The following is a 19,749-nucleotide window of genomic DNA, read 5'->3' on the forward strand; positions in this document are numbered from 1 at the left end:
AAAAGAAAAATTTGGATATTTAATATCAGGGGACTTTATAAAGGCTTGACAATCCGGAGGGGATACCGGCCGGTAATCGGATCCGCCGCCCGGTAATCGGCCGCTGCGAGTTTTTCTCCGCCGCCGTACAGGATGGCGAGGCCGGCCCTGCCGCGCTCTTCCGGGTGCTGGCGGAAGTATTCCCCCCGCAGGTGCTTCAGGCGGAGATCGGGCACCTGGAGGCAGACGGGGAGCCGCCCGTCCCGGCCAGAGGCCAGACGGTCGCAGACCAAATGGTCCCGAAGCAGAAGAGGATCCGCCCCGGTTAGGGCAGAGCCGATCTTCAGGATCTTTTCCGTGTATTTGTCCAGAGAAATGCCGGTTGTGTCCCCGGCGGCTTCCCCGAGGGCGAGGAACAGTTCAAAGGGCCGCATTTGGGAGACCTTCAGAAAGTATTCCAGGGTGTCCCGGAAACGTCCGCTGTTGTAAAGCCTTTCCACCGCGTCTTCCAGCATGTGAAGGCGGGTGAGCTCCCCGGAGGAAAGGCATGGCCCGGAGAGAATCTCGTAGGGAGGATCCGGCGACCAGGCGAGGCCGAGGCGGGGAGCCTCGGAACGCAGGCGGGAGCCGTGAAGGAGCTTTAAAAAGCCCACCTGCAGCATGTCCGGGCGAAGAGAAAAGGCCCGGTCGAAGGTCCTGCCGAAACTCTCGAAGCCCTCATACGGGAGGCCTGCGATGAGATCCACGTGGACGTGAATGTTGCGCGGGGCTATCAGGCTGCGCAGGTTACCGTAAAGCTTTTCCGCGTCGGTCTTCCGGTTCACCGCCGCGAGAGCCGCTTCGCTGAAGCTCTGGATTCCCGCCTCTATCCGTATCAGTCCGGGAGGCGCGGAAGCAAGAAGCCGCAGGGTTTTTTCGTCGAAGAGATCCGCTCCCACCTCGAAATGGAAGCAGACCCCGGCCGGGATCGCGTCTCCTGCGCTTCGTATGAGAAATTCAAAGAGCGCAAAGGCCCGGTCCGGATTACAGTTGAAAGTCCGGTCCACCAGCTTGACCGTTTCGGCTCCGGAGTTTGCCAGAAGAAGCATTTCCCGTTTGGCCCGCTCCAGATTATAAAAGCGTACGCCGGGGGTGTGCCCCGAGAGGCAGAAAGCGCAGGAAAAGGGGCAGCCCCGGGAGGTCTCCAGATAGGCGATCCGTCCCTTCAGGCGGCTTACATACTCCGGGCAATAAGGTGAGGGCGGCTCAGCCTCCGGAGAGGCCTCCGGGCTGCACACAATCCCGCCGCCAAGCCGGAAGCAGAGGCCCGGCACCGCCTGTGCGGGCTTTCCCGAAGCAAGGAAGTCCAAAAACCGGGGAAAGGAGCCCTCGCCTTCCCCCCGGAGAATATAGCCGACAGGAGGCAGAGCCTTCAAAGTCTCCTCCGGGCAGAAGGAGACCTCCGGTCCGCCCAGGACAATCACAACGCCTGGCAGCGCTCCGGCAAGAAGAAAAACGAGCTTTTTTACCACGGAAATATTCCAGATATAACAGCAAAAGCCCACGACGTCGGGGGATTCGGCAGCAACGGCGGCCAGGATCTCCTCCGGCGGCTGGTTGACGGTACCCTCCACCACGGAAAGGTCCACCGCTTCCCGGCAGTCCCGCCGGACTGCGGCCAGAAGGCACCAGGGAGCGAGGGAAGAGTGCACATATTTCGCGTTCAGGGAACAAATGACCGCCTTCAAACCGACCGCTCCTTTCCCGGCAGATAGGTTGCAAGTACCCGGCATTACGCCGCTGCAGATTTTGTTTTTCAATACAATAGGAGGATACCATAAACCGGATGGAAAAGCCAGGGCGGCGGAATGCTCCGCTTCTTCCCTTCTCCGGGCAGGGAACACTTGCGGCGGCGGGAAATCTTTAGTATACTGGAAAAAGCGGACGATTCTTCCGCGAAGTATCCGGAAAGGGATGCGGCGGAGGAACAACTTCCGCCCCGCGCCGGCAGAAATCCGCGGTGACCGGTATTTTTCCTTTGGGAGGGATCCGAATGAATCAGCAGGATAGGGAATATCTTGCAAAGCACTTAAGTTTCTGGCGCCATCTTACCGACGCGGAACGCGCCGACGCGGAAGGCTGCACCTTTGCGGCGGTGTATCCCAAGGGGAAAAAGCTCTACGGCGGAAATAAGGAATGCCTGGGCCTGGTCCTGGTGGAAAGCGGGCAGCTCCGGGCCTTTATTACGTCGAAGGAAGGAAAGGAGATCAGCCTTTACAGGCTTTTATCTCTGGACGTGTGCATCCTCTCCGCTTCCTGTATGATCAAGAACCTGAACTTCGACGTCAATATAGAAGTGGAAAAAGACAGCCGCTTGTTCGTACTTCCCACGGACTGCTTCAACCGGCTGAGCAATGAGAATATCGCGGTGAAAAATTTCGCGCTGGAGCTCATGTCCGCCCGGTTTTCCGAGGTCATGTGGGTGTTCGACCAATACGTGTTCGGCACCGCGGCGGGGCGGCTGGCCCGATTTCTTCTGGAACACAGCGCGCTGGAGGACTCGGATACCCTGCGCGTCACCCATGAGGCCATCGCAAACGACCTGGGAACGGCCCGGGAAGTGGTAACCCGCCTTTTAAAGCACTTTGCCACCGACAACGTCGTAGCTCTCGGACGGAGCACCATACAGATCCTCGACAAGGAGAAACTCGAGGAGCTGGGCGTAAGCCAAAACGAAGTTTAAACCGGGGTTTTTATTTGGATCAGGAACCCGCAGGTCAGCTCTGCCGCACCCTTTTAGTCTTACACCGCACATGGCCGGTAGACTGAAAGGGTGCTTTATGCTATATAATCCCATTACTAAAAGTAGAATTTTGTCGAATTATAACTAACGGGATTGTGACTTTGTCACAGAAGAAAGCGCGGGGGCGGCATATACTACAATCATACCGATTGTCTGAAATTTAACAAAGTGAAAGGCGGCTAAAATATGAGCAAGATTCTGATTGTGGGCGGAGTCGCCGGCGGCGCCTCCGCGGCCGCGCGGCTGCGGCGCCTGGACGAACATTCGGAGATCATCATGTTCGAACGGGGAGAGTACATTTCTTTTGCAAACTGCGGGCTGCCATATTATATCGGCGGAGAGATCACCGACAAGGAAGCGCTGACCCTTCAAACACCGGAGAGCTTTTATGACCGGTTCCAGGTGGATGTACGGGTGAACCAGGAGGTCGTCTCCATCGATCCCAAGGGCAAAACTGTTAAGGTGAAAAACGTCAAAACCGGTGCCACCTATCAGGAAAGCTACGATAAGATGATTCTGTCCCCGGGCGCAGAGCCGGTGAAGCCTCCCATCGAGGGCGCCGATAACCCCCGGGTCTTTTCCCTGCGCAACATTCCCGACACTTACCGGATCAGAGAATACATCGATCAGAAATCCCCCAAGAGCGCCATAGTGGTGGGCGGGGGATATATTGGCGTGGAAATGGCGGAAAACCTTGCCAATGCGGGTCTTGAGGTCACCATTGTCGAGTTTGCCGACCATGTGATCGCGCCGCTGGACTACGATATGGCCTGCGATGTGCATAATCATCTGCGCCAAAAGGGCGTAGAACTCATCCTGAAGGACGGGGTCAAGGCCATTTCCGAGGATGGGGAGCAGCTGAAGATCCAACTGGGGAACCGGGCGATCCGCGCAGATATGGTCCTCATGTCCGTGGGCGTGCGGCCGGAGAGCGCCATCGCCAAGGACGCGGGACTCGCGGTCAATCCCCGGGGCGCTATCATCGTGGATGAAAAAATGCGTACCTCCGACGAGAACATCTACGCTGTGGGTGACGCGGTGGAGATCCGCGACGTCGTCACCGGCGAAAAGGGATATATCCCGCTGGCGGGGCCGGCAAACAAGCAGGGCCGGATCGCCGCGGACAACATCTGCGGAATTGAGAGTACCTACGGGGGAACCCTGGGAACCGGTATCCTCAAATGCTTCGATCTCACCATCGCCACCGTGGGGATCACGGAGGCGAGAGCCAAGGCCCTGGGGCTTGAGTATGAAAAATCCTTTACCTATTCCTCCTCCCACGCCTCTTATTATCCCGGCGCCGTAAATCTCTCCATGAAGCTGATCTTCGGGAAGGACGGAAAGATCTTGGGAGCCCAGATCGTGGGATTCGACGGAGTGGACAAACGGATCGACGTCATCGCCTCCGCTATGCGCTCCGGCCTGACGGTTTTCGATCTGACCCGGCTGGAGCTGGCGTACGCGCCGCCCTTTTCCTCGGCCAAGGACCCGGTTAACATGGCGGGTTTCGTCGCCGAAAACATTCTCACCGGTAAGGTTAATGTTTTTCATTGGAACGAGGTAAACGATCTGCCCCGGGACGGAAGCGTCACGCTTCTGGACGTCCGGACCCCTCTGGAGTGCGAGACCGGCGTGATGGACGGGTTTGTGAACATCCCCCTGGATGAGCTCCGAAAACACCTTGACGAACTGGATAAATCCAAGCCTGTTTACGCCACCTGCCAGATAGGCCTGCGGGGATATGTCGCCTGCCGCATCCTCACCCAGCACGGGTTTACCTGCCGGAACCTGTCCGGAGGCTACCGCCTGTACGAGAGCATCTACAATCAGGCGCAGCCCGTGAAGCACGAGACGAAGATAAACAGCGAAACCATGCGGCCCCTTGCCTCCACCATTCAGGTGAACGCCTGCGGCCTGCAGTGCCCCGGACCGATTCTCAAGCTGTCCGAGACCATGAAAAACGCGGAAAACGGCGCCGTCATTGAGATTAAAACCAGCGATCCCGCCTTTACCGGCGATGTGGAGGCCTGGTGCCGGAGAACAGGGAACACCTTTTTGGGCGTATCCTCGGAAAAAGGAATTTTCAAGGCCGTAATCAAAAAGGGCGGGAGTGCGCCCTGCGCAAATTATACGGCAAACAACAAGAAGAACATCATCGTCTTTTCCGGCGACCTGGATAAGGCAATCGCGTCCTTTATTATCGCCAATACGGCGGCTTCCATGGGCCGGAAGGTATCCATGTTCTTCACCTTCTGGGGGCTCAATATCCTCCGGCGGCCGGAGAAGGTGCCCGTGCAAAAAACCTTTATGGGCCGGATGTTCGGCGCCATGATGCCCCGGGGAGCCGGGAAGCTCGCTCTGTCCAAACTGAACATGGGCGGGATGGGAGCCAATATGATCCGCGGCGTTATGAAGGAAAAGAACGTGAACAGCCTGGAAGAGATGATCCAGATCGCTCTGAAGAACGGCGTGGAGCTGGTGGCCTGTTCCATGAGCATGGACCTCATGGGAATCGCCCAGGAGGAACTCATCGACGGTGTCAAAATCGGAGGCGCGGCTTCCATGCTTGCCAATGCGGAAGAATCGGATATGTCTCTGTTTATCTAACCGTTTCCCAAAGACAGGCGCCGCCGGTATTACGCCGGCGGCGCTTCCTGAATACAATAGAGAGGGACGGTGACTTAGTCACAGAATCATAATATTATTCGCGCTATACTGATAACATAAAAAAGAAAGTCAAAGCGTGACCTGGGAAAGGAGTAAATCAATATGTCATTGAAAATAACCAAGGAAAACTTCGAGGAGGAAGTACTTAAATCTGATGTTCCGGTTCTTTTGGATTTCTGGGCGCCCTGGTGCGGTCCCTGCCGGATGGTGGGTCCCGTCGTGGAGGAGCTGGCCGGCGAAGTAAGCGGAACCGCCAAAGTCGGCAAGATCAACGTGGATGAAGAGAGGGAGCTGGCAGAAACCTTCCGGATCATGAGCATTCCTACCCTCGCAGTCATCAAAAACGGTAAGGTTACAGCCCTGGAAGTGGGCGCCAGAGACAAGCGGGGGCTGAAAAAGCTGCTGGGAGTATAAAAGATGTTCGGATTGTTTGGCTTCAAGACCAACCGCATGCCGATGAATCAGGCAAAAGAGGAATGGGAGCGCGACAGGACCGTCCAGATCATAGACGTGAGGACGGAAGAAGAATACCGGTCGGGCCACATTCCGGGAAGCAGAAACATCCCGCTCCATACAATCGGGCCGGACAATAAAAAGCTCAAGGATAAGGATAAAAGGATGTTTATATATTGCTACAGCGGATCCAGAAGCTGGCAGGCCTGCAGAAGGCTTAAAAAGCTGGGGTTTGCCGACGTGACGAATATCGGCGGGATTACCGCCTGGAACGGTCCTCTCGCAAGGGGAAATAAGGCATATGCAAATTAAAAGCACTTTCTGATACATAAAAGCCGCTCCGGAATATCCGGAGCGGTTTTTAGTTTGTCGAATAAGGCATTCTGCCTTTTTCGACAAAAGCGCTTGCCGTCTGCCGTGCGCCTCGCCGTACGCCTGCGGCGGACGGCGAGGCGCACGGCAGACGGAGAAGTATTTTCGGGCACGTACACGCCGCACCCGAAAATGATGCGATTTTATTTCGCCACTCCGGCGGCGAAACTCTGCGAGGCTCTTTCGATAGACTGAGCCGCTCCGAAGCGGCTTTTACATTGAAAGAAAGGCCGCGAATGATGGCATATTGACCGAAAACTGGCAAAACGGCGTTGAAATACCGTGTATAATATGCTATAATATCAACAGAGAAATCCTGTTTTTTCCTTTAAGCTGTGAAGTCTGCACTCCTTCAGAGCGCGCTGTTTTTCTTCCGCTGGGCACACCGGGAGGGGGACGGCGCAGTAAGTACGCTTAAATAGACATCGGCAGAACTCTGTGAAAGCCGCTTTGCCGGTGCCGTGCTTAAGAAATTATAAAAAAGGAGTAATACCAATGGCTGACAAGAGAATTATCACCGCTGCCCTGACCGGAGCTATGTCCCCGAAAAAAGTGAACCCCAACGTACCCGTCACCCCCGAAGAGATCGCGGAAGACGCATATAAGTGCTGGAAGGCCGGCGCCGCCATGGTCCACCTCCACATGAGGGACGAAAACGACAAGCCCACCTGCGACATTGCAAAGTTTGAAGAGACCCAGCACCTTATTCAGAAAAAGTGCAACATCATCATCAACATGACCTCCACCGGCGATTCGGACGACGATAAGCGCATGGCACATATCATCAAACTGAAACCCGAGTTCTGCTCATACGACTCCGGTACCTTCAACTGGATGGCCAACCCTCCCTGGGTTTTCTACAACACCCCGGAATTTCTGACAAAGCTCAATAAGGTTTGCCTCGATTATAACATCCGGCCGGAAATCGAGATCTTCAACGGCGGCATGATCAGCGTTGCCGAGTATTACATTGAGCGCGGCGAACTCAAGACCCCCTGCCACTTCCAGTTCGTGCTGGGCGTCAAGGGCGGCCTCGCTCCCACGGTTGAGAACCTGGTTCATCTGAGGAACCTTCTGCCGCCGGGTTCCACCTGGTCGGCGTTCGGCATCTCCGCCGCCAGCATGCCCATGATGTACGCCATCCTGGCCCTGGGCGGACATGTCCGCGTAGGCCTGGAGGATTCCGGATTCTATACCAAGGGCGTTATGGCCAACAACGAGATGCTGGTAACCAGAGCCGCCCGCGTCATCCGCGAAATGGGCGCAGAGGTTGCAACTCCCGACGAGGCCCGCAAGATGCTCAGCATCACCCGGTAAACGAAGCATTTCATACGGATTTAAAGCCGCAGGAGCCCGGACGGTACGCCCGGTCTCCTGCGGCTTTCCGCTTATCCGGGACGGCATGTGCCTGACCCGATACACCTGTACCGGACAAGAAATGAACAGGCATTTTTATTTTATGCCTATACATTAGCGCGCTATTATGCTAATATACTAATTGGTTAAGGAAGATGGGATTCCCCAATTCAAATCATGGGAGGATATGAAATGAAACAGAGAAGATGGCTTATTTTAGCTCTTGCAGCGGCTTTATGCATGGCCCTGGCGGCCTGCGGCACTACCTCCAGCCAGGCAACGCCCACCCCAACGGCAACTCCGGAACCTTCACCTGTGCGCACCAGCCTGATTCTGGGACTGGACGACTCCTTCCCGCCCATGGGGTATGTGGAAAACGGCGAAATCGTGGGTTTTGACATCGACGTCGCCAAGGCCGTGTGCGAACTGAAAGGCTGGGAGCTCAAGCTGCAGCCCATCGACTGGTCCGCCAACGAAATGGAGCTCAATTCCGGCAATATCGACTGTATCTGGAACGGCATGACCCTTACCGACGCGCGTCTGGAGACCATGAGCTGCTCCGACCCGTATATGAATAACAACCAGGTGGTCGTGGTCATGGCGGATTCCGACTATGAAACCCTCGCGGATCTCGCCGGAAAGAAGCTGGCACTGCAGACCGGCTCCTCCGCGGAGGAGGCCCTCAACAACAACGCCGATTTCAAGAACAGCCTGGGAAAGGTCAACACCTTTGAAAACAACATGCTGGCCATGATGGACCTGGAAAGCGGATCCTCAGACGCAGTCCTCATGGATGAGATCGTGGCAAACTATTACATAGCAAACGAGGGAAGCCCATTTAAAGTGATCGGCGAGTCCCTTGCATCCGAGGAATATGGTATCGGTTTCCGTAAAGCGGACACGGAACTGCGGGACGAGGTAAACGCCGCCCTGAAGGAACTGGCCAAAAACGGCAAGCTGGCCGAGATCTCCACCAAGTGGTTCGGCAAGGACGTGACCACCATAAAGGCTGACTAAACCTTAAATGCCGGGGCGGGCGGCTTTCGTGCCGCCCGCCTATTCCTGCCGGGATGGAGTGAAGAGCGGTGCACGCGGCTGAAATCAACTATGCCATATTGCTCTCCGACATGATGGAGGGTCTTTTATCATCCCTTCAGATCTTTGCCCTGACTCTTCTGATCGGGCTGCCGCTGGGACTTGTTCTGGCGGGAGGACGCATGTCGCGGCACCGGGTGATCTCCCTGCCCGTGCAGGCCTACCTGCTGGTCATGCGGGGTACGCCCCTGATGCTGCAGCTGTTCTTTTTCATGTACGGTCCGTACTACATACTGGGTTATACCGGAATCTCCCGGTTCGGCGCCGTGATCGTAGCTTTTTCCCTGAACTACGCGGCCTATTTCGCCGAGATCTACCGGGGCGGCCTGGAGTCCATCCCCGTGGGACAGTACGAGGCCGCGGCCACTTTGGGATTTACGAAGGGCCAGACCTTTTTCAAGATCATTCTGCCTCAGGTGGTCAAGCGTGTGATCCCTCCCATGGGAAACGAGTTCATGACGCTGGTTAAGGACACGGCCCTGGCCCGGGTGATTGCTTTCAGTGAGATGTTCGACGTGGCCCAGAAGGCGGCTTCAGGGCACAATTCGGTAATACCGTTTATTGTGGCGGGCGCGTTTTACCTTGCCATGAACGCAATCGTGGGCCAATGCTTCGTGGCGGCGGAAAAGAAACTGGATTATTACAGATAGAAGGAGACGGGGCGCATGCGGATGCTGTCGGCCAGAAATATATGCAAACGTTTCGGGGACGCCGAGGTCCTGCGGGACATCTCGCTGGAAGTGGACCAGGGACAGGTGGTGGCGGTCATCGGCCCCTCCGGCTCCGGAAAGAGCACGCTTCTGCGCTGCATCAACCAGTTTGAAACCATCGATTCCGGAGAAATCACCGTCTGCGGCAAAAAAATGGTGAGCTTCGACGAGCGCCTGCAGCGGACGGTATACGCGGATAAAGACACCCTGCGGAAGATCCGCCTGGATTTGGGAATGGTGTTTCAAAACTACAATCTGTTTCCGCATTTCTCCGTCCTGCGGAACATCACGGAGGCGCCCGTGAGCGTTCTGGGCAAGCCCCGTCGGGAAGCGGAGGCGGAGGCAAAGGTTCTTCTTTCAAAAATGGGCCTGTCGGACAAGGCCGAACAGTATCCCTACCAGCTTTCCGGCGGGCAGCAGCAGCGGGTTTCCATCGCCCGGGCCATGGCTCTGAGCCCCAAAATCCTGTTTTTCGACGAGCCCACCAGCGCCCTGGATCCGGAGCTTACCGGCGCCATCCTGCGGGTGATCCGCGCTTTGGCACAGGAACACATGACCATGGTGATCGTGACCCATGAGATGGCTTTCGCCCGGGACGTGGCGGATCATATCGTGTTTATGGACGAAGGAGTAGTGGTGGAATCCGGCACGCCGGAGGAAGTGTTCTTTCGTCCGAAGGAGGAGCGGACCCAGCGGTTTCTGCAGCGGTATTTCGAGGACCGGGCGGGCTGACGGTAAGGCTGCGGTTTGCCGGGGAGAGGCGCCCCGCCGCAGCTATACAATGAGGACAGCCGGAGATTGGTTAAAAGGCCAACCTCCGGCTGCTTTTATCCGTCTTTCGGAGGAAGGGCAAAGCCATTGTAAAAAGCGCGCCGTTACGGTATAATGGCCGTAAAGCAGCCATCATACCGGGCCGTACGGCGCGGTTTGCTCCCGCCCTTGGGGCGGAACCGCAAACGATGCCATTATACCACGAAACGCTTCGCGTTTGTGGTATAGAAGCCGCAAAGCGGCTACTATACCGGTTTGACGGCGCGGTTTGCTCCCGCCCTTGGGGCGGAACCGCAAACGATGCCATATACCACGAAATGCTTCGCGTTTGTGGTATAATAACCTCAACCTCAAGAACGTCAAAAACCGCAGGGCGGCTGTTGAGACCGTCGAAAAACTCGGTTATCCCATGGAACGGGGAAGGACCGCGCCTTTGCGAAGGCACGCGAGACACAAATACGCGCAAGTGCCTTCCATGAGGGCGCGCGCAGAAATCAAGCCGCGGCGCGAGATGCGCCCCGGGAGGAGCCTCTTATGAAAAACATTTGGCACGATGTTAACCCATCCCGTATTTCTCCGGAGGATTTTCTGGCCGTGATTGAAATCAGCAAGGGGAGCAAGAAAAAATACGAGCTGGATAAGGAAACGGGAATGCTGATTTTAGACCGGATCCTCTATACCTCCACCCATTATCCGGCCAATTACGGCTTTATCCCCCGCACGTATGCCGACGACATGGATCCGCTGGACGTGCTGGTGCTGTGTTCGGAGCAGATCGACCCCATGACTTTAGTGCGCTGTTATCCCATCGGGGTCATATCCATGGTGGACAACGGGAGGCAGGATGAGAAAATTCTGGCCATTCCTTTTTCCGATCCCAGTTATCATTCCTATACGGATATCAGCCAGCTTCCCAACCATATATTCGCGGAAATGTCCCATTTTTTCACGGTCTATAAAGAACTGGAAAACAAGCAGACCGCCGTGAAGGAGACCAGCGGACGGGAGGATGCGGTGAAGATCATCCGCTCCGCAATTGAAAACTACCGGGGAAAATACTGCCGCTGAAGATCAGGGCGAAAACCGGAGACAATGATACAAAACAGGCTCTGTTCCCGATCCGATTTACCGGAAGGAGAAATTATGAAACGAAGCTATGCCGTTATTTTAACCGCCATACTGCTGGCCGGAATCGCAGCCGGCTGCGGCGGAACCACACAGCCCACCGCGACCCCTTCGCCGACCCTTCCGCCGACCGCCAGTCCCACCGAAACTGTTTCTCCCACCATGCGCACGGAACGGCCGGAGACGACAGAGCAGGTATTTCGGGTGGAAGGCCTGGACGAAACTGTTGAAACCGAGCTGTACGTCAGCCCGCTTCTCTATTCTATGTACGTGGATACCTCGCGCTATCAGGCAGAATACTCGGACGGCGCCGACAGGATCACGCCCTCTGGCCAGTCTGTGGCAAACGTGTCCATGGAGGTGAGGTACCTGGCGGGAGCCGACGCGCAGACCCTGGAACCGAAGTATATGAACGATTACCCCGAATATACGGATATTTCCTATCTGGGAGAGATTGAGATCGGAGACAGCGGCCTCATGGCGACGGCAATCAGCGCCAGCACCGGGGATAAGGCGGATTCTCTCGTGATGCAGGCGTACCTGATCAACGACGGGGACGGGGTTTTCGTCCTGAAAATCACCTGCCCGGCGGAAGCACAGGAGGGACACGGGTCCCGGCTGGGGCAGATGCTGGAGACCTTTCTCCCGTTTTCCCATTGAGGCGGCTCCGAGGAAAATTAATCAAATATTAAGGCGGCGCGCAGTATCTTTTCCTATCAACCTATGTTAGAATAAGACTGGCAGCGGCCCGGAGGTCAATCCGACGGGCGGCGGTTTATCCAATTCACGTTTTACCCGGAGGAGCCTATGACGAAAACCATGGATGCCGAATGCCTTGTAATAGGATGCGGTTTTGCAGGCGGAATCATCGCCCGGGAACTGGCGGAGCGGGGCGGCAGGCGGGTTTTACTGCTGGAAAAGCGGGACCATATCGGCGGCAACGCTTATGACTGCATCGATCAGGCGGGCGTTCTGATTCATCGGTACGGCCCGCATATTTTTCACTCAAACAGCCGGAGAGTATACGAATATCTGTCACGATTCACCGCCTGGAGACCCTATGAACACAAGGTGGTATGCAGCGTTTACGGGAAGTATCTGCCCGTTCCGTTTAACCTCAATTCCCTGGATCTGGCTTTCGAGGCGGAAAAGGCGTCCCGAATCGAAGGAAAGCTGACGGAGACTTACGGCAGAGAGCGCAAGGTGCCGATTTTGGAGCTGCGGAGATCCGCGGATCCGGAACTCACGGAACTTGCCGATTATGTCTATCGGAACGTATTTTTATATTACACGCAGAAACAGTGGGGAACCACTCCCGAGGAGACCGACCCCGAGGTGACGGCGCGGGTACCCATTTTCATCTCCCGGGACGACCGGTATTTTCAGGATCGCTATCAGGGGATTCCCGCGGAGGGATATACCGCCCTGTTCGAGAGGCTGCTGGATCACCCCAATATCGAGCTGAGGCTGAAAACCGACGCGCTGGATCTGCTTCGGATCGACGGCGGAAGGATCTTTTTCGATGGCAAACCTTTTTCCGGCACGGTGGTTTACACCGGCCCCGCCGACGAGCTTTTGGGCTGCCGGTTCGGAAGGCTGCCGTACCGCACGCTGGATTTCCAGTTTGAAACCTATCCGGAAACCTGGTTCCAGACTTACGGCACGGTAAATTACACGGTGGACGAGGCGTATACCCGCATTACGGAATTCAAGTACCTGACGGGGCAGAAGCTTAACGAGCGCACCACCATCGTCAAGGAGTTTTCCAGGGCTTACACCGGAGCGCCGGGGGAGACGCCTTATTACGCCGTGAACAATCCGGATTCGGCAAGCCAATATGAGAAATATTCCTCTGAGGCCTCCGGCCTGCCGGATTTTTATCTTTTAGGCAGGCTCGCGGAATACAAATACTACAATATGGATGCCATTGCCGAGAAAGCTCTGCTGCTGGGCGACAGGCTGATCGCGCAGGGAGGGATAAGAAAGTGAAGGTCATCACGTTCGCAGTTCCCTGCTATAACTCTGAGGCGTATATGGAGCACTGTATCCATACACTGCTCACCGGGGGAGACGAGGTGGAGATCCTTCTCATCGACGACGGATCTACTGACAGGACCGGAGAAATCGCGGACGAGTACCAGCGGCGATACCCATCCATCGTGCGGGCGATCCATCAGGAAAACGGCGGACACGGCGAGGGCGTCAATACCGGGCTTCGAAACGCCGTGGGGGTCTATTACAAGGTGGTGGATTCCGACGACTGGGCGGATACGGAAAGCCTGAAAGAGGTCGTGGAGACCCTGCGACGGCTGATCGCCCAGGGCAGGGGACCGGATCTTTTTATCTGCAATTACGTTTACGAGCACGCGGAAGACAACAGCGAGCATGCCGTTCGCTACACCAATGTTCTGCCTCAGGACAGGATCTTCACCTGGGAGGATATCGGACGCTTTCGGCCGTCCCAGTATTTGCTGATGCACTCCGTGTTTTACAGAACGCAGCTTCTCCGGGACTGCGGACTGGTGCTTCCCAAGCATACGTTCTACGTGGACAATATCTTCGTATACCAACCCCTCCCCTGGGTAAAAACCATGTACTACATGGACCTGGATTTCTACCGGTATTTCATCGGGCGCTCGGACCAATCCGTCAACGAACAGGTGATGGTTCGCAGGGTCGACCAGCAGGTACGGGTGACCCGCATCATGATCGATTCCCATGATTTGAGGGAAGTGGCGCTGAAGGCGGGGAACAGACTGGCCCGCTATATGTTCAGCTACCTGTGCATGATGATGGTGATCTCCTCCATTTTTCTCACCATATCCGGGACACCGGAGAGCCTGGGGAAAAAAACCGAGCTGTGGGAGTATCTGCGCACCAAGGACTCCGCCCTGTATCACCATATGAAGTACCGTTCCATCGGCCTCGTCGCCCATCTTCCGGGCTACGGCGGCAGGAAGGCTTCCGTTTCCCTGTACCGGGTGGCGCGAAAGATCTATAAATTCAACTGATAGAAATTTGAATCAAAGCCGGTAATCAGAAAGCGCTGCGGATGTGATCCGCAGCGCTTTTTATTGACTTGTCGTTCAGTTCCAGTGAATGGTGCTTCCCTGCTTGATGGAAATGGGTTCTTCCTCTTCCTTAAGAGGAACAAAGCGCTTCCATTCGACCCGATAAGCCAGCAGGTACAGAGGAATGCTCAGGAGAATGGCGCAGATGACGTCGATTACGGAATGCTGCTTCAAGAATACCGTGGACATGCAGATCAGGATCATCAGCACCGTTGAAGACCTCCGCAGCTTCCGCCGGTTTCGGAACACTTCCGATTTTTGCACGGCGATGTTGATGCCGATGGAATTGAGCACGTGGATGCTGGGACAGACGTTGGTAGGAGTGTCATGGGCGTAAATATACCTGACCATATCCACAAGGAAATTGTCCCGGGGGAATACATGGGGACGCAGGTACTGCCCGTTGGGAAAGAGCGCGTAAAAAACGAGGCACAGGCTCATTCCCGTAAAGAGAAACATGCAGGCCCTGTAAAAATCCCGTTTCGATTTCAGCATCAGATAGACAATAACCGAGCCCACATAGAAGAACCACATGAAGTAGGGTATGATAAAGGCTTCCTGAAACGGTATGTAAGCGTCCAGCCAGGAGCGCATGACGTATTTTACCCGTACGTTCTCCTCCAGCATCATGAAGAAACCGATATAAACGAGGAAGTAACTCAATATAACTCCGTGCCTGTATTGGTACAGAATTTTTTTCACTTTTTCAGCCATGATTTCCTCCGCCCGTGTCCTGCGGGTTTTTCATTAGTCATTATTATAGCACTCAGATTTTAAGATACCAGAAGAAAATTGTTAAAAGATTATTAAGATTAGGCGGCGTTTTAGCGACAAAATAACAGCTAAAAGCCGAATTTTAAATAAAATATCACGGCTGCCGCGTTTCTGCCCTCCCGGATGTAAATGCGGGAAGGCCCGTCAGTCCGCGCTCAGATAGTTCAGGATCCCGCCGGCGATCCCCGAGGCCAGACTGTCTCGATACCCGTCGTCCATCAGACAGGAAAGCTCTGCGGGCGTACTCATGAAGCCCATTTCAATGAGGACGGCGGGCATCTTGGTATAGCGCAGCACCACATAATCCGGGTGGCACTGAAGGCCGCGGTCAAATGCGCCGGTGGAGGATATCACAGCGGTCTGAAGGGTTTCGGCGAGATCGCAGCCGGGCGTCGCGTCGGCATAGTAGCAGGTATATATCCCCTGGACCGTGTTGCTGGTGCTGCTGGCGTTGCTGTGAATACTGACGAATATGTCCGCCTGGGCGTCGTTGGCAAGGGGAGCCCGGGTATAAAGCCCCACCGTCACATCCTCGTCGCGGGTCATAATGACATTCACCCTGGCCTGTTCCAGAAGCGAGCGGACCTTCAGGGCGACCGCGAGATTGATGTCCTTTTCGTTTACTCCCTCGTAGATGGCGCCGCAGTCCGCTCCCCCGTGTCCGGGATCGAGGACGACGGTGAATTGGCTATAGTCCACCGAGGGGTCCGGCGTTACCACCGGAGGCGCTTCTCCGCTCTCGGCGGGGCGGATCAGGAGCCCGGTATCCCCGGTTTCAAAGGAAAAATCCGAATAGGAGGCGGTATCCGTGAGGTCCAGCACCACCCGGACGACGCGGGCATGATCCTTATAGTACTGATCATACTGGGAGTAGCGAACCGCCTTTACCAGACTGCCGTTTACGGCGACAGAGCCCGGCATTCCGGAGGTCAGCACTGCGTCCAGTATGTCGATGACGACCCGGTTCCCGAAATCCTTGATATTGCAGTCCGGCCGGGAAGAAGTGGCGATGGTGACCAGACACGAGGCCGGATCCGCGGCAATATCCGTGACGGAATATACCGCCGAGGGCGCCGGCGAGGTGACGGACGCCGTGTAAGTGTCGTTATCCCACGTAACTTCCGCGCCCAGCTGTTCGGATACGAACCGCAGGGGCACCAAAGTGCGCTCCACCCCGTCATACTTTGCAAGCCCTACGGAAACCCCGTCGGGAAGGGTGGTGTCCACCCCGTCAACCTGGGCGACAGGGGAGCCGATGGTGAGGACGATGGTGTTTTTTTCACTGAGAATGATGACCTGCTGGTTGTCCGGAACCCACAGGACCTCGGCGCTCAGCCGTTCGGCAAGAATCCGTACGGGGACCATGGTGCGGGAATTGAGGATAAAGGAGGGCATGTCGCTTTGAATCGGCTCTCCGTCAAAGATGAGCTGCGCCGTTTGCACCTGGGTCTGCCGATACTGGCCGGTGTCCGGATGGAAAATGCCCAGCGCAACCGTGCCGGAAGCCGCGGCCGCGGGAACTCCCAATAGGTTAGAAAGAAGCAACACAACCGAAAGAAACCACGCAATCCGCTTCATCTCCAAGCCTCCTGTCCCGCATCGGCATAAATTCCCTATTATTTTACATAATAAAAGGTTTTATGTCAAGTGCTGACAGAAAACCATTCCCATTTCGGCTAAAACCGGACAAACTGCCGATTCCCGTTCTGTTTGAATCATCTTTTTCCCTGTCCTGCAATTTCACCTGTCAAATGAAACGGCACCGCCAGGATAGACGGATTTTCCAGAGACAAGTTCCCTTAAAAAACGACGCTTTTCCGCCATGGATTGAGGAATGAAAAGAAGAAAGCCCGCAGAACCGCGCAGCTGCAGGCGGCCGAAACGGTTATACCGGCGGTACGCCGGTCTTTCCGATTCCCATGAACGGAGAGCCATTCCTTACAAACCGGCGGTTATAAAAATCTTCTATATCCATTTTTCCTGTAGTCTGATATAATTAAGGCCATGCGGGATTCTGCAGGAGGGGATGCCATGTCAATGCAGGAAACAGCCAGCGGATTGAAAATTGCCGGTGCGGATACGGGAATTGAAGTGAAGCGCGCCGTATGTGATATTTGCAATGCGGGATGTTGGGCGGATGCATATGTGAAGAACGGTGTGGTTGTCAAGGTGGAGGGGTGCAAGGCCCCGGGCTTTGGCAGCGGGTATCTTTGCGCCAAGGGTCACGCCAGCCGCCAGTATATCTACCATGAGGACAGGCTTACGGTTCCGCTGCGCAGGTCGGGAGCGCGGGGAGGCGGGAAGTTCGTTCCCGTCTCCTGGGAAGAGGCGCTTTCCGAAACCGCCGAGCGGCTGGACGGGATACGAAAGCTCTACGGGGGGGACTCCGTGGCCTTTTATTCCGGTGCCGGCGGCTGGCATCAGGTATTTCTGGAAAGGTTTGCCCATTCCTTCGGATCGGTAAATTTCGGGAGCGAAGGGAGCATGTCTGGCCAGGCGGCTGTGATTGCGGGAAAGATTTCAGCGGGCACCGGGGCCGAACCGGATCTGGAAAACGCCGGGGTGCTTCTGATGTGGGGATGCAACCAATACAGCGGCGACGTGGTGACGGAGCCTCCGGCGCTTGCCCAGAAACGGCGGGGTATGAAAATCATCGTTGTCGATCCCAGGACCACGGTTAGTACCTATAAGCTGGGAGACCAGCACCTGCACATCCGGCCGGGCACCGATGCTGCCCTGGCCCACGGCCTAGCCAGGATTTTTATCCATTCCAGGTGGATCGATACGCAGTTTATCCAGGAGCATGTTTACGGCTTCCCGGAATACGCATCCTATGTGGAGCGCTTCGATCTCAAAACCGTGTCGGAGATCACCGGCCTTCCGGAGCGAAAAATCCGGAACGCAGCCCGTCTCATCATGGGCAACGGGCCCCTTGCCGTCTGGAAGTCGGACGGCGGCATCACCCAGCAGAAAAACGGGATGCAGACCTGCCGCGCCATCGACGCACTCTGCGCCATCACGGGAAATTTCGACCGTAAGGGAGGAATGCTCCCGGTGGGATGGGGGAGCAATCTCAATAGCGGAGCCGCGGAACTCGACACGGAAGGTTTTGTCCTGGAAACCAGCCCCCGGGGAGCCCGGCCCCGAATCGGCAGCCGGCGGTTTCCTCTCTGGGCCAAATACGCCCGCGAGTTTCAGACCATGGATCTGCCCCGGCAGATTCTCTCTTCGGAGCCGTATCCTGTCCGCGCTCTCTGCGCCTTCGGAATGAATGCCGGAAGATTCCCCAACAACCGGGAAATGTATCAGGCCCTCGGCGATCTGGACTTTTTTGTCACCGCCGATTTATTTTCAACTCCCACCACCCGCTACGCGGATATCGTATTTCCCGCCTGCTCTTCCTTTGAACGGGGAGAGCTTCGAAGAGTGGGAAACTCGTTGTACTACACAAAACCGGTGATTTTTCCTCCGGGGGAGGCCAGACCGGATACGGATATCATCTGTTCTCTGGCGGAAACGCTGAAGCTGGGGGACGACGTGCTGCGGGGGGGCACCGACGCGTGCTGGGCCCGGATGATGCGGCGGCTGCCTTACGGCATCGAGGCAGTGAAGCGGTCGGACGAACCAATCCTTCTGCCGCGCCTTCGCAGACCGGAGCCGGGGGAGTATACCTCAGGCGGATTTTCCACGCCCACCGGAAAATACGAGCTGAAATCCACCGTGATCGAGTCCTGCGGCGTCAGAGGTCTTCTGCCGCTGCCGGAATATGTGTCTTCCCTGGACAAGGCGGATTCCAAGGAATACCCCTTCATTCTGTCGGTAGGAAACCGGATGCCCTTCGCGTTCCACTCCAGGATGCACCGTGTCAACTGGCTGCGGGCTCTGCGGCCGGACGCAATGGCCGATATGAATCCGTCGGACGCCGAGGCCCTGGACCTCAGGCAGGGGGACGATATGGAGATCTCCACCCCCGGCGGGAGCATACGCATCAAGGCTAACCTCAGTATTTCCATTCTCCCCGGAACGGTCCACATGCTGCCGGATTACGAGGAGGCGGACGTGAGTTCCATCATCGTTTCCAACCATCTGGACCCGTATACCGGATATCCCGCGTTCCGGGCCATGCGCTGCGCCGTCAGGAGGATAAGCAATGGGAATACACTGTGACACGACCAGGTGCACCGGCTGCGGCGTCTGCGTGGTGGCCTGCATGGACGAGAGGGACCGCACTTCTCCCCTTCGGAGGATAGTCCGCCGGGAAAGGGTGGAGGCGGGAGAGGTCCAGATCGCCTTCGACTCCAGAGGGTGCCTCCACTGTGTGACCACAAAATGCGCTCCGGCCTGTCCCAACGGCTGCATTGTAAAGGACCCGGAGACCGGCCTTGTGGTACATAACCGGGCGCCCTGCATCGGATGCGGAAAATGCGCCGAGGCCTGCCCGTTCGGCGCGATTTCCTTTGACGAGAATCACATAATTCAGAAATGCGACGGGTGCATCGAGCGGGTGCGAAGGGGGCTGCTTCCCGCCTGCGTGGCGGCATGCCCCCAACAGGCGCTTCAGTTTGACCGATAGTCCCGCCGTTTGTTAAACGCG

General features: G+C 56.2%; 17 protein-coding genes. 14 read left to right on the forward strand and 3 right to left on the reverse strand.

Going from position 1 to position 19,749, the window contains the following annotated elements:
- Positions 1-35: 35 nt before the first annotated feature.
- On the reverse strand, positions 36-1,706 hold the full coding sequence (locus B9A13_RS10180) for a B12-binding domain-containing radical SAM protein (RefSeq protein ID WP_159448098.1): 1,671 nt from the start codon (positions 1,704-1,706) through the stop codon (positions 36-38).
- Positions 1,707-2,011: 305 nt separating this feature from the next.
- Here B9A13_RS10180 and B9A13_RS10185 point away from each other — a divergent pair, with 305 nt between their 5' ends.
- The 12 genes from B9A13_RS10185 to B9A13_RS10240 all read left to right on the forward strand — a co-directional run bounded on the left by B9A13_RS10185 (position 2,012) and on the right by B9A13_RS10240 (position 14,321).
- Positions 2,012-2,701 (forward strand): Crp/Fnr family transcriptional regulator, encoded by a 690-nt coding sequence (locus B9A13_RS10185; RefSeq protein WP_084235054.1) that lies wholly within the window; start codon positions 2,012-2,014, stop codon positions 2,699-2,701.
- A gap of 246 nt (positions 2,702-2,947) precedes the next feature.
- Positions 2,948-5,368 (forward strand): FAD-dependent oxidoreductase, encoded by a 2,421-nt coding sequence (locus tag B9A13_RS10190; protein ID WP_084235055.1) that lies wholly within the window; start codon positions 2,948-2,950, stop codon positions 5,366-5,368.
- A 162-nt stretch (positions 5,369-5,530) separates the two neighbouring features.
- A complete protein-coding gene (gene trxA, locus B9A13_RS10195) occupies positions 5,531-5,842 on the forward strand; it encodes a thioredoxin (RefSeq protein WP_084235056.1) in 312 nt (103 codons plus the stop codon).
- A gap of 3 nt (positions 5,843-5,845) precedes the next feature.
- The gene (locus B9A13_RS10200) at positions 5,846-6,193 is read left to right on the forward strand and encodes a rhodanese-like domain-containing protein (protein ID WP_084235057.1); all 348 of its coding nucleotides are present in this window, start codon (positions 5,846-5,848) and stop codon (positions 6,191-6,193) included.
- Positions 6,194-6,748: 555 nt separating this feature from the next.
- On the forward strand, positions 6,749-7,570 hold the full coding sequence (locus B9A13_RS10205) for a beta-keto acid cleavage family enzyme (protein WP_084235058.1): 822 nt from the start codon (positions 6,749-6,751) through the stop codon (positions 7,568-7,570).
- Between the two features lie 231 nt (positions 7,571-7,801).
- Positions 7,802-8,626, forward strand: a complete 825-nt coding sequence (locus tag B9A13_RS10210) for an amino acid ABC transporter substrate-binding protein (RefSeq protein WP_084235059.1) — start codon at positions 7,802-7,804, stop codon at positions 8,624-8,626.
- Between the two features lie 110 nt (positions 8,627-8,736).
- Positions 8,737-9,354 (forward strand): amino acid ABC transporter permease, encoded by a 618-nt coding sequence (locus B9A13_RS10215; RefSeq protein ID WP_143806952.1) that lies wholly within the window; start codon positions 8,737-8,739, stop codon positions 9,352-9,354.
- A gap of 15 nt (positions 9,355-9,369) precedes the next feature.
- The gene (locus B9A13_RS10220) at positions 9,370-10,146 is read left to right on the forward strand and encodes an amino acid ABC transporter ATP-binding protein (protein WP_084235060.1); all 777 of its coding nucleotides are present in this window, start codon (positions 9,370-9,372) and stop codon (positions 10,144-10,146) included.
- Between the two features lie 573 nt (positions 10,147-10,719).
- The gene (locus B9A13_RS10225; protein ID WP_084235061.1) at positions 10,720-11,253 is read left to right on the forward strand and encodes an inorganic diphosphatase; all 534 of its coding nucleotides are present in this window, start codon (positions 10,720-10,722) and stop codon (positions 11,251-11,253) included.
- Positions 11,254-11,328: 75 nt separating this feature from the next.
- Positions 11,329-11,970, forward strand: coding sequence for a hypothetical protein (locus B9A13_RS10230; RefSeq protein ID WP_084235062.1), 642 nt, complete (start codon positions 11,329-11,331; stop codon positions 11,968-11,970).
- A gap of 147 nt (positions 11,971-12,117) precedes the next feature.
- Complete coding sequence (glf, locus tag B9A13_RS10235) at positions 12,118-13,299, forward strand: UDP-galactopyranose mutase (protein WP_084235063.1); 1,182 nt, start codon at positions 12,118-12,120, stop codon at positions 13,297-13,299.
- Positions 13,300-13,343: 44 nt separating this feature from the next.
- A complete protein-coding gene (locus B9A13_RS10240) occupies positions 13,344-14,321 on the forward strand; it encodes a glycosyltransferase family 2 protein (protein WP_423241268.1) in 978 nt (325 codons plus the stop codon).
- A gap of 75 nt (positions 14,322-14,396) precedes the next feature.
- On the opposite strand, the gene B9A13_RS10245 is transcribed toward B9A13_RS10240, so the two are convergent.
- Both B9A13_RS10245 and B9A13_RS10250 read right to left on the reverse strand, forming a co-directional pair.
- Positions 14,397-15,095, reverse strand: a complete 699-nt coding sequence (locus tag B9A13_RS10245) for a phosphatase PAP2 family protein (protein WP_200809710.1) — start codon at positions 15,093-15,095, stop codon at positions 14,397-14,399.
- Positions 15,096-15,299: 204 nt separating this feature from the next.
- Positions 15,300-16,733 (reverse strand): N-acetylmuramoyl-L-alanine amidase family protein, encoded by a 1,434-nt coding sequence (locus tag B9A13_RS10250; RefSeq protein ID WP_084235065.1) that lies wholly within the window; start codon positions 16,731-16,733, stop codon positions 15,300-15,302.
- Positions 16,734-17,192: 459 nt separating this feature from the next.
- Between B9A13_RS10250 and B9A13_RS10255 the strand changes: the two genes are divergently transcribed.
- Positions 17,193-19,322 (forward strand): molybdopterin-containing oxidoreductase family protein, encoded by a 2,130-nt coding sequence (locus B9A13_RS10255; RefSeq protein ID WP_278309017.1) that lies wholly within the window; start codon positions 17,193-17,195, stop codon positions 19,320-19,322.
- Entirely contained in the window at positions 19,306-19,728 is a 423-nt protein-coding gene (locus B9A13_RS10260; protein WP_084235067.1) for a 4Fe-4S dicluster domain-containing protein, read from the forward strand. The genes B9A13_RS10255 and B9A13_RS10260 overlap by 17 nt, the downstream gene beginning before the upstream one ends.
- Positions 19,729-19,749 lie beyond the last annotated feature (21 nt).

This window comes from Papillibacter cinnamivorans DSM 12816 (assembly GCF_900176335.1).
In the GTDB taxonomy this organism is placed as follows: domain Bacteria; phylum Bacillota; class Clostridia; order Oscillospirales; family Oscillospiraceae; genus Papillibacter; species Papillibacter cinnamivorans.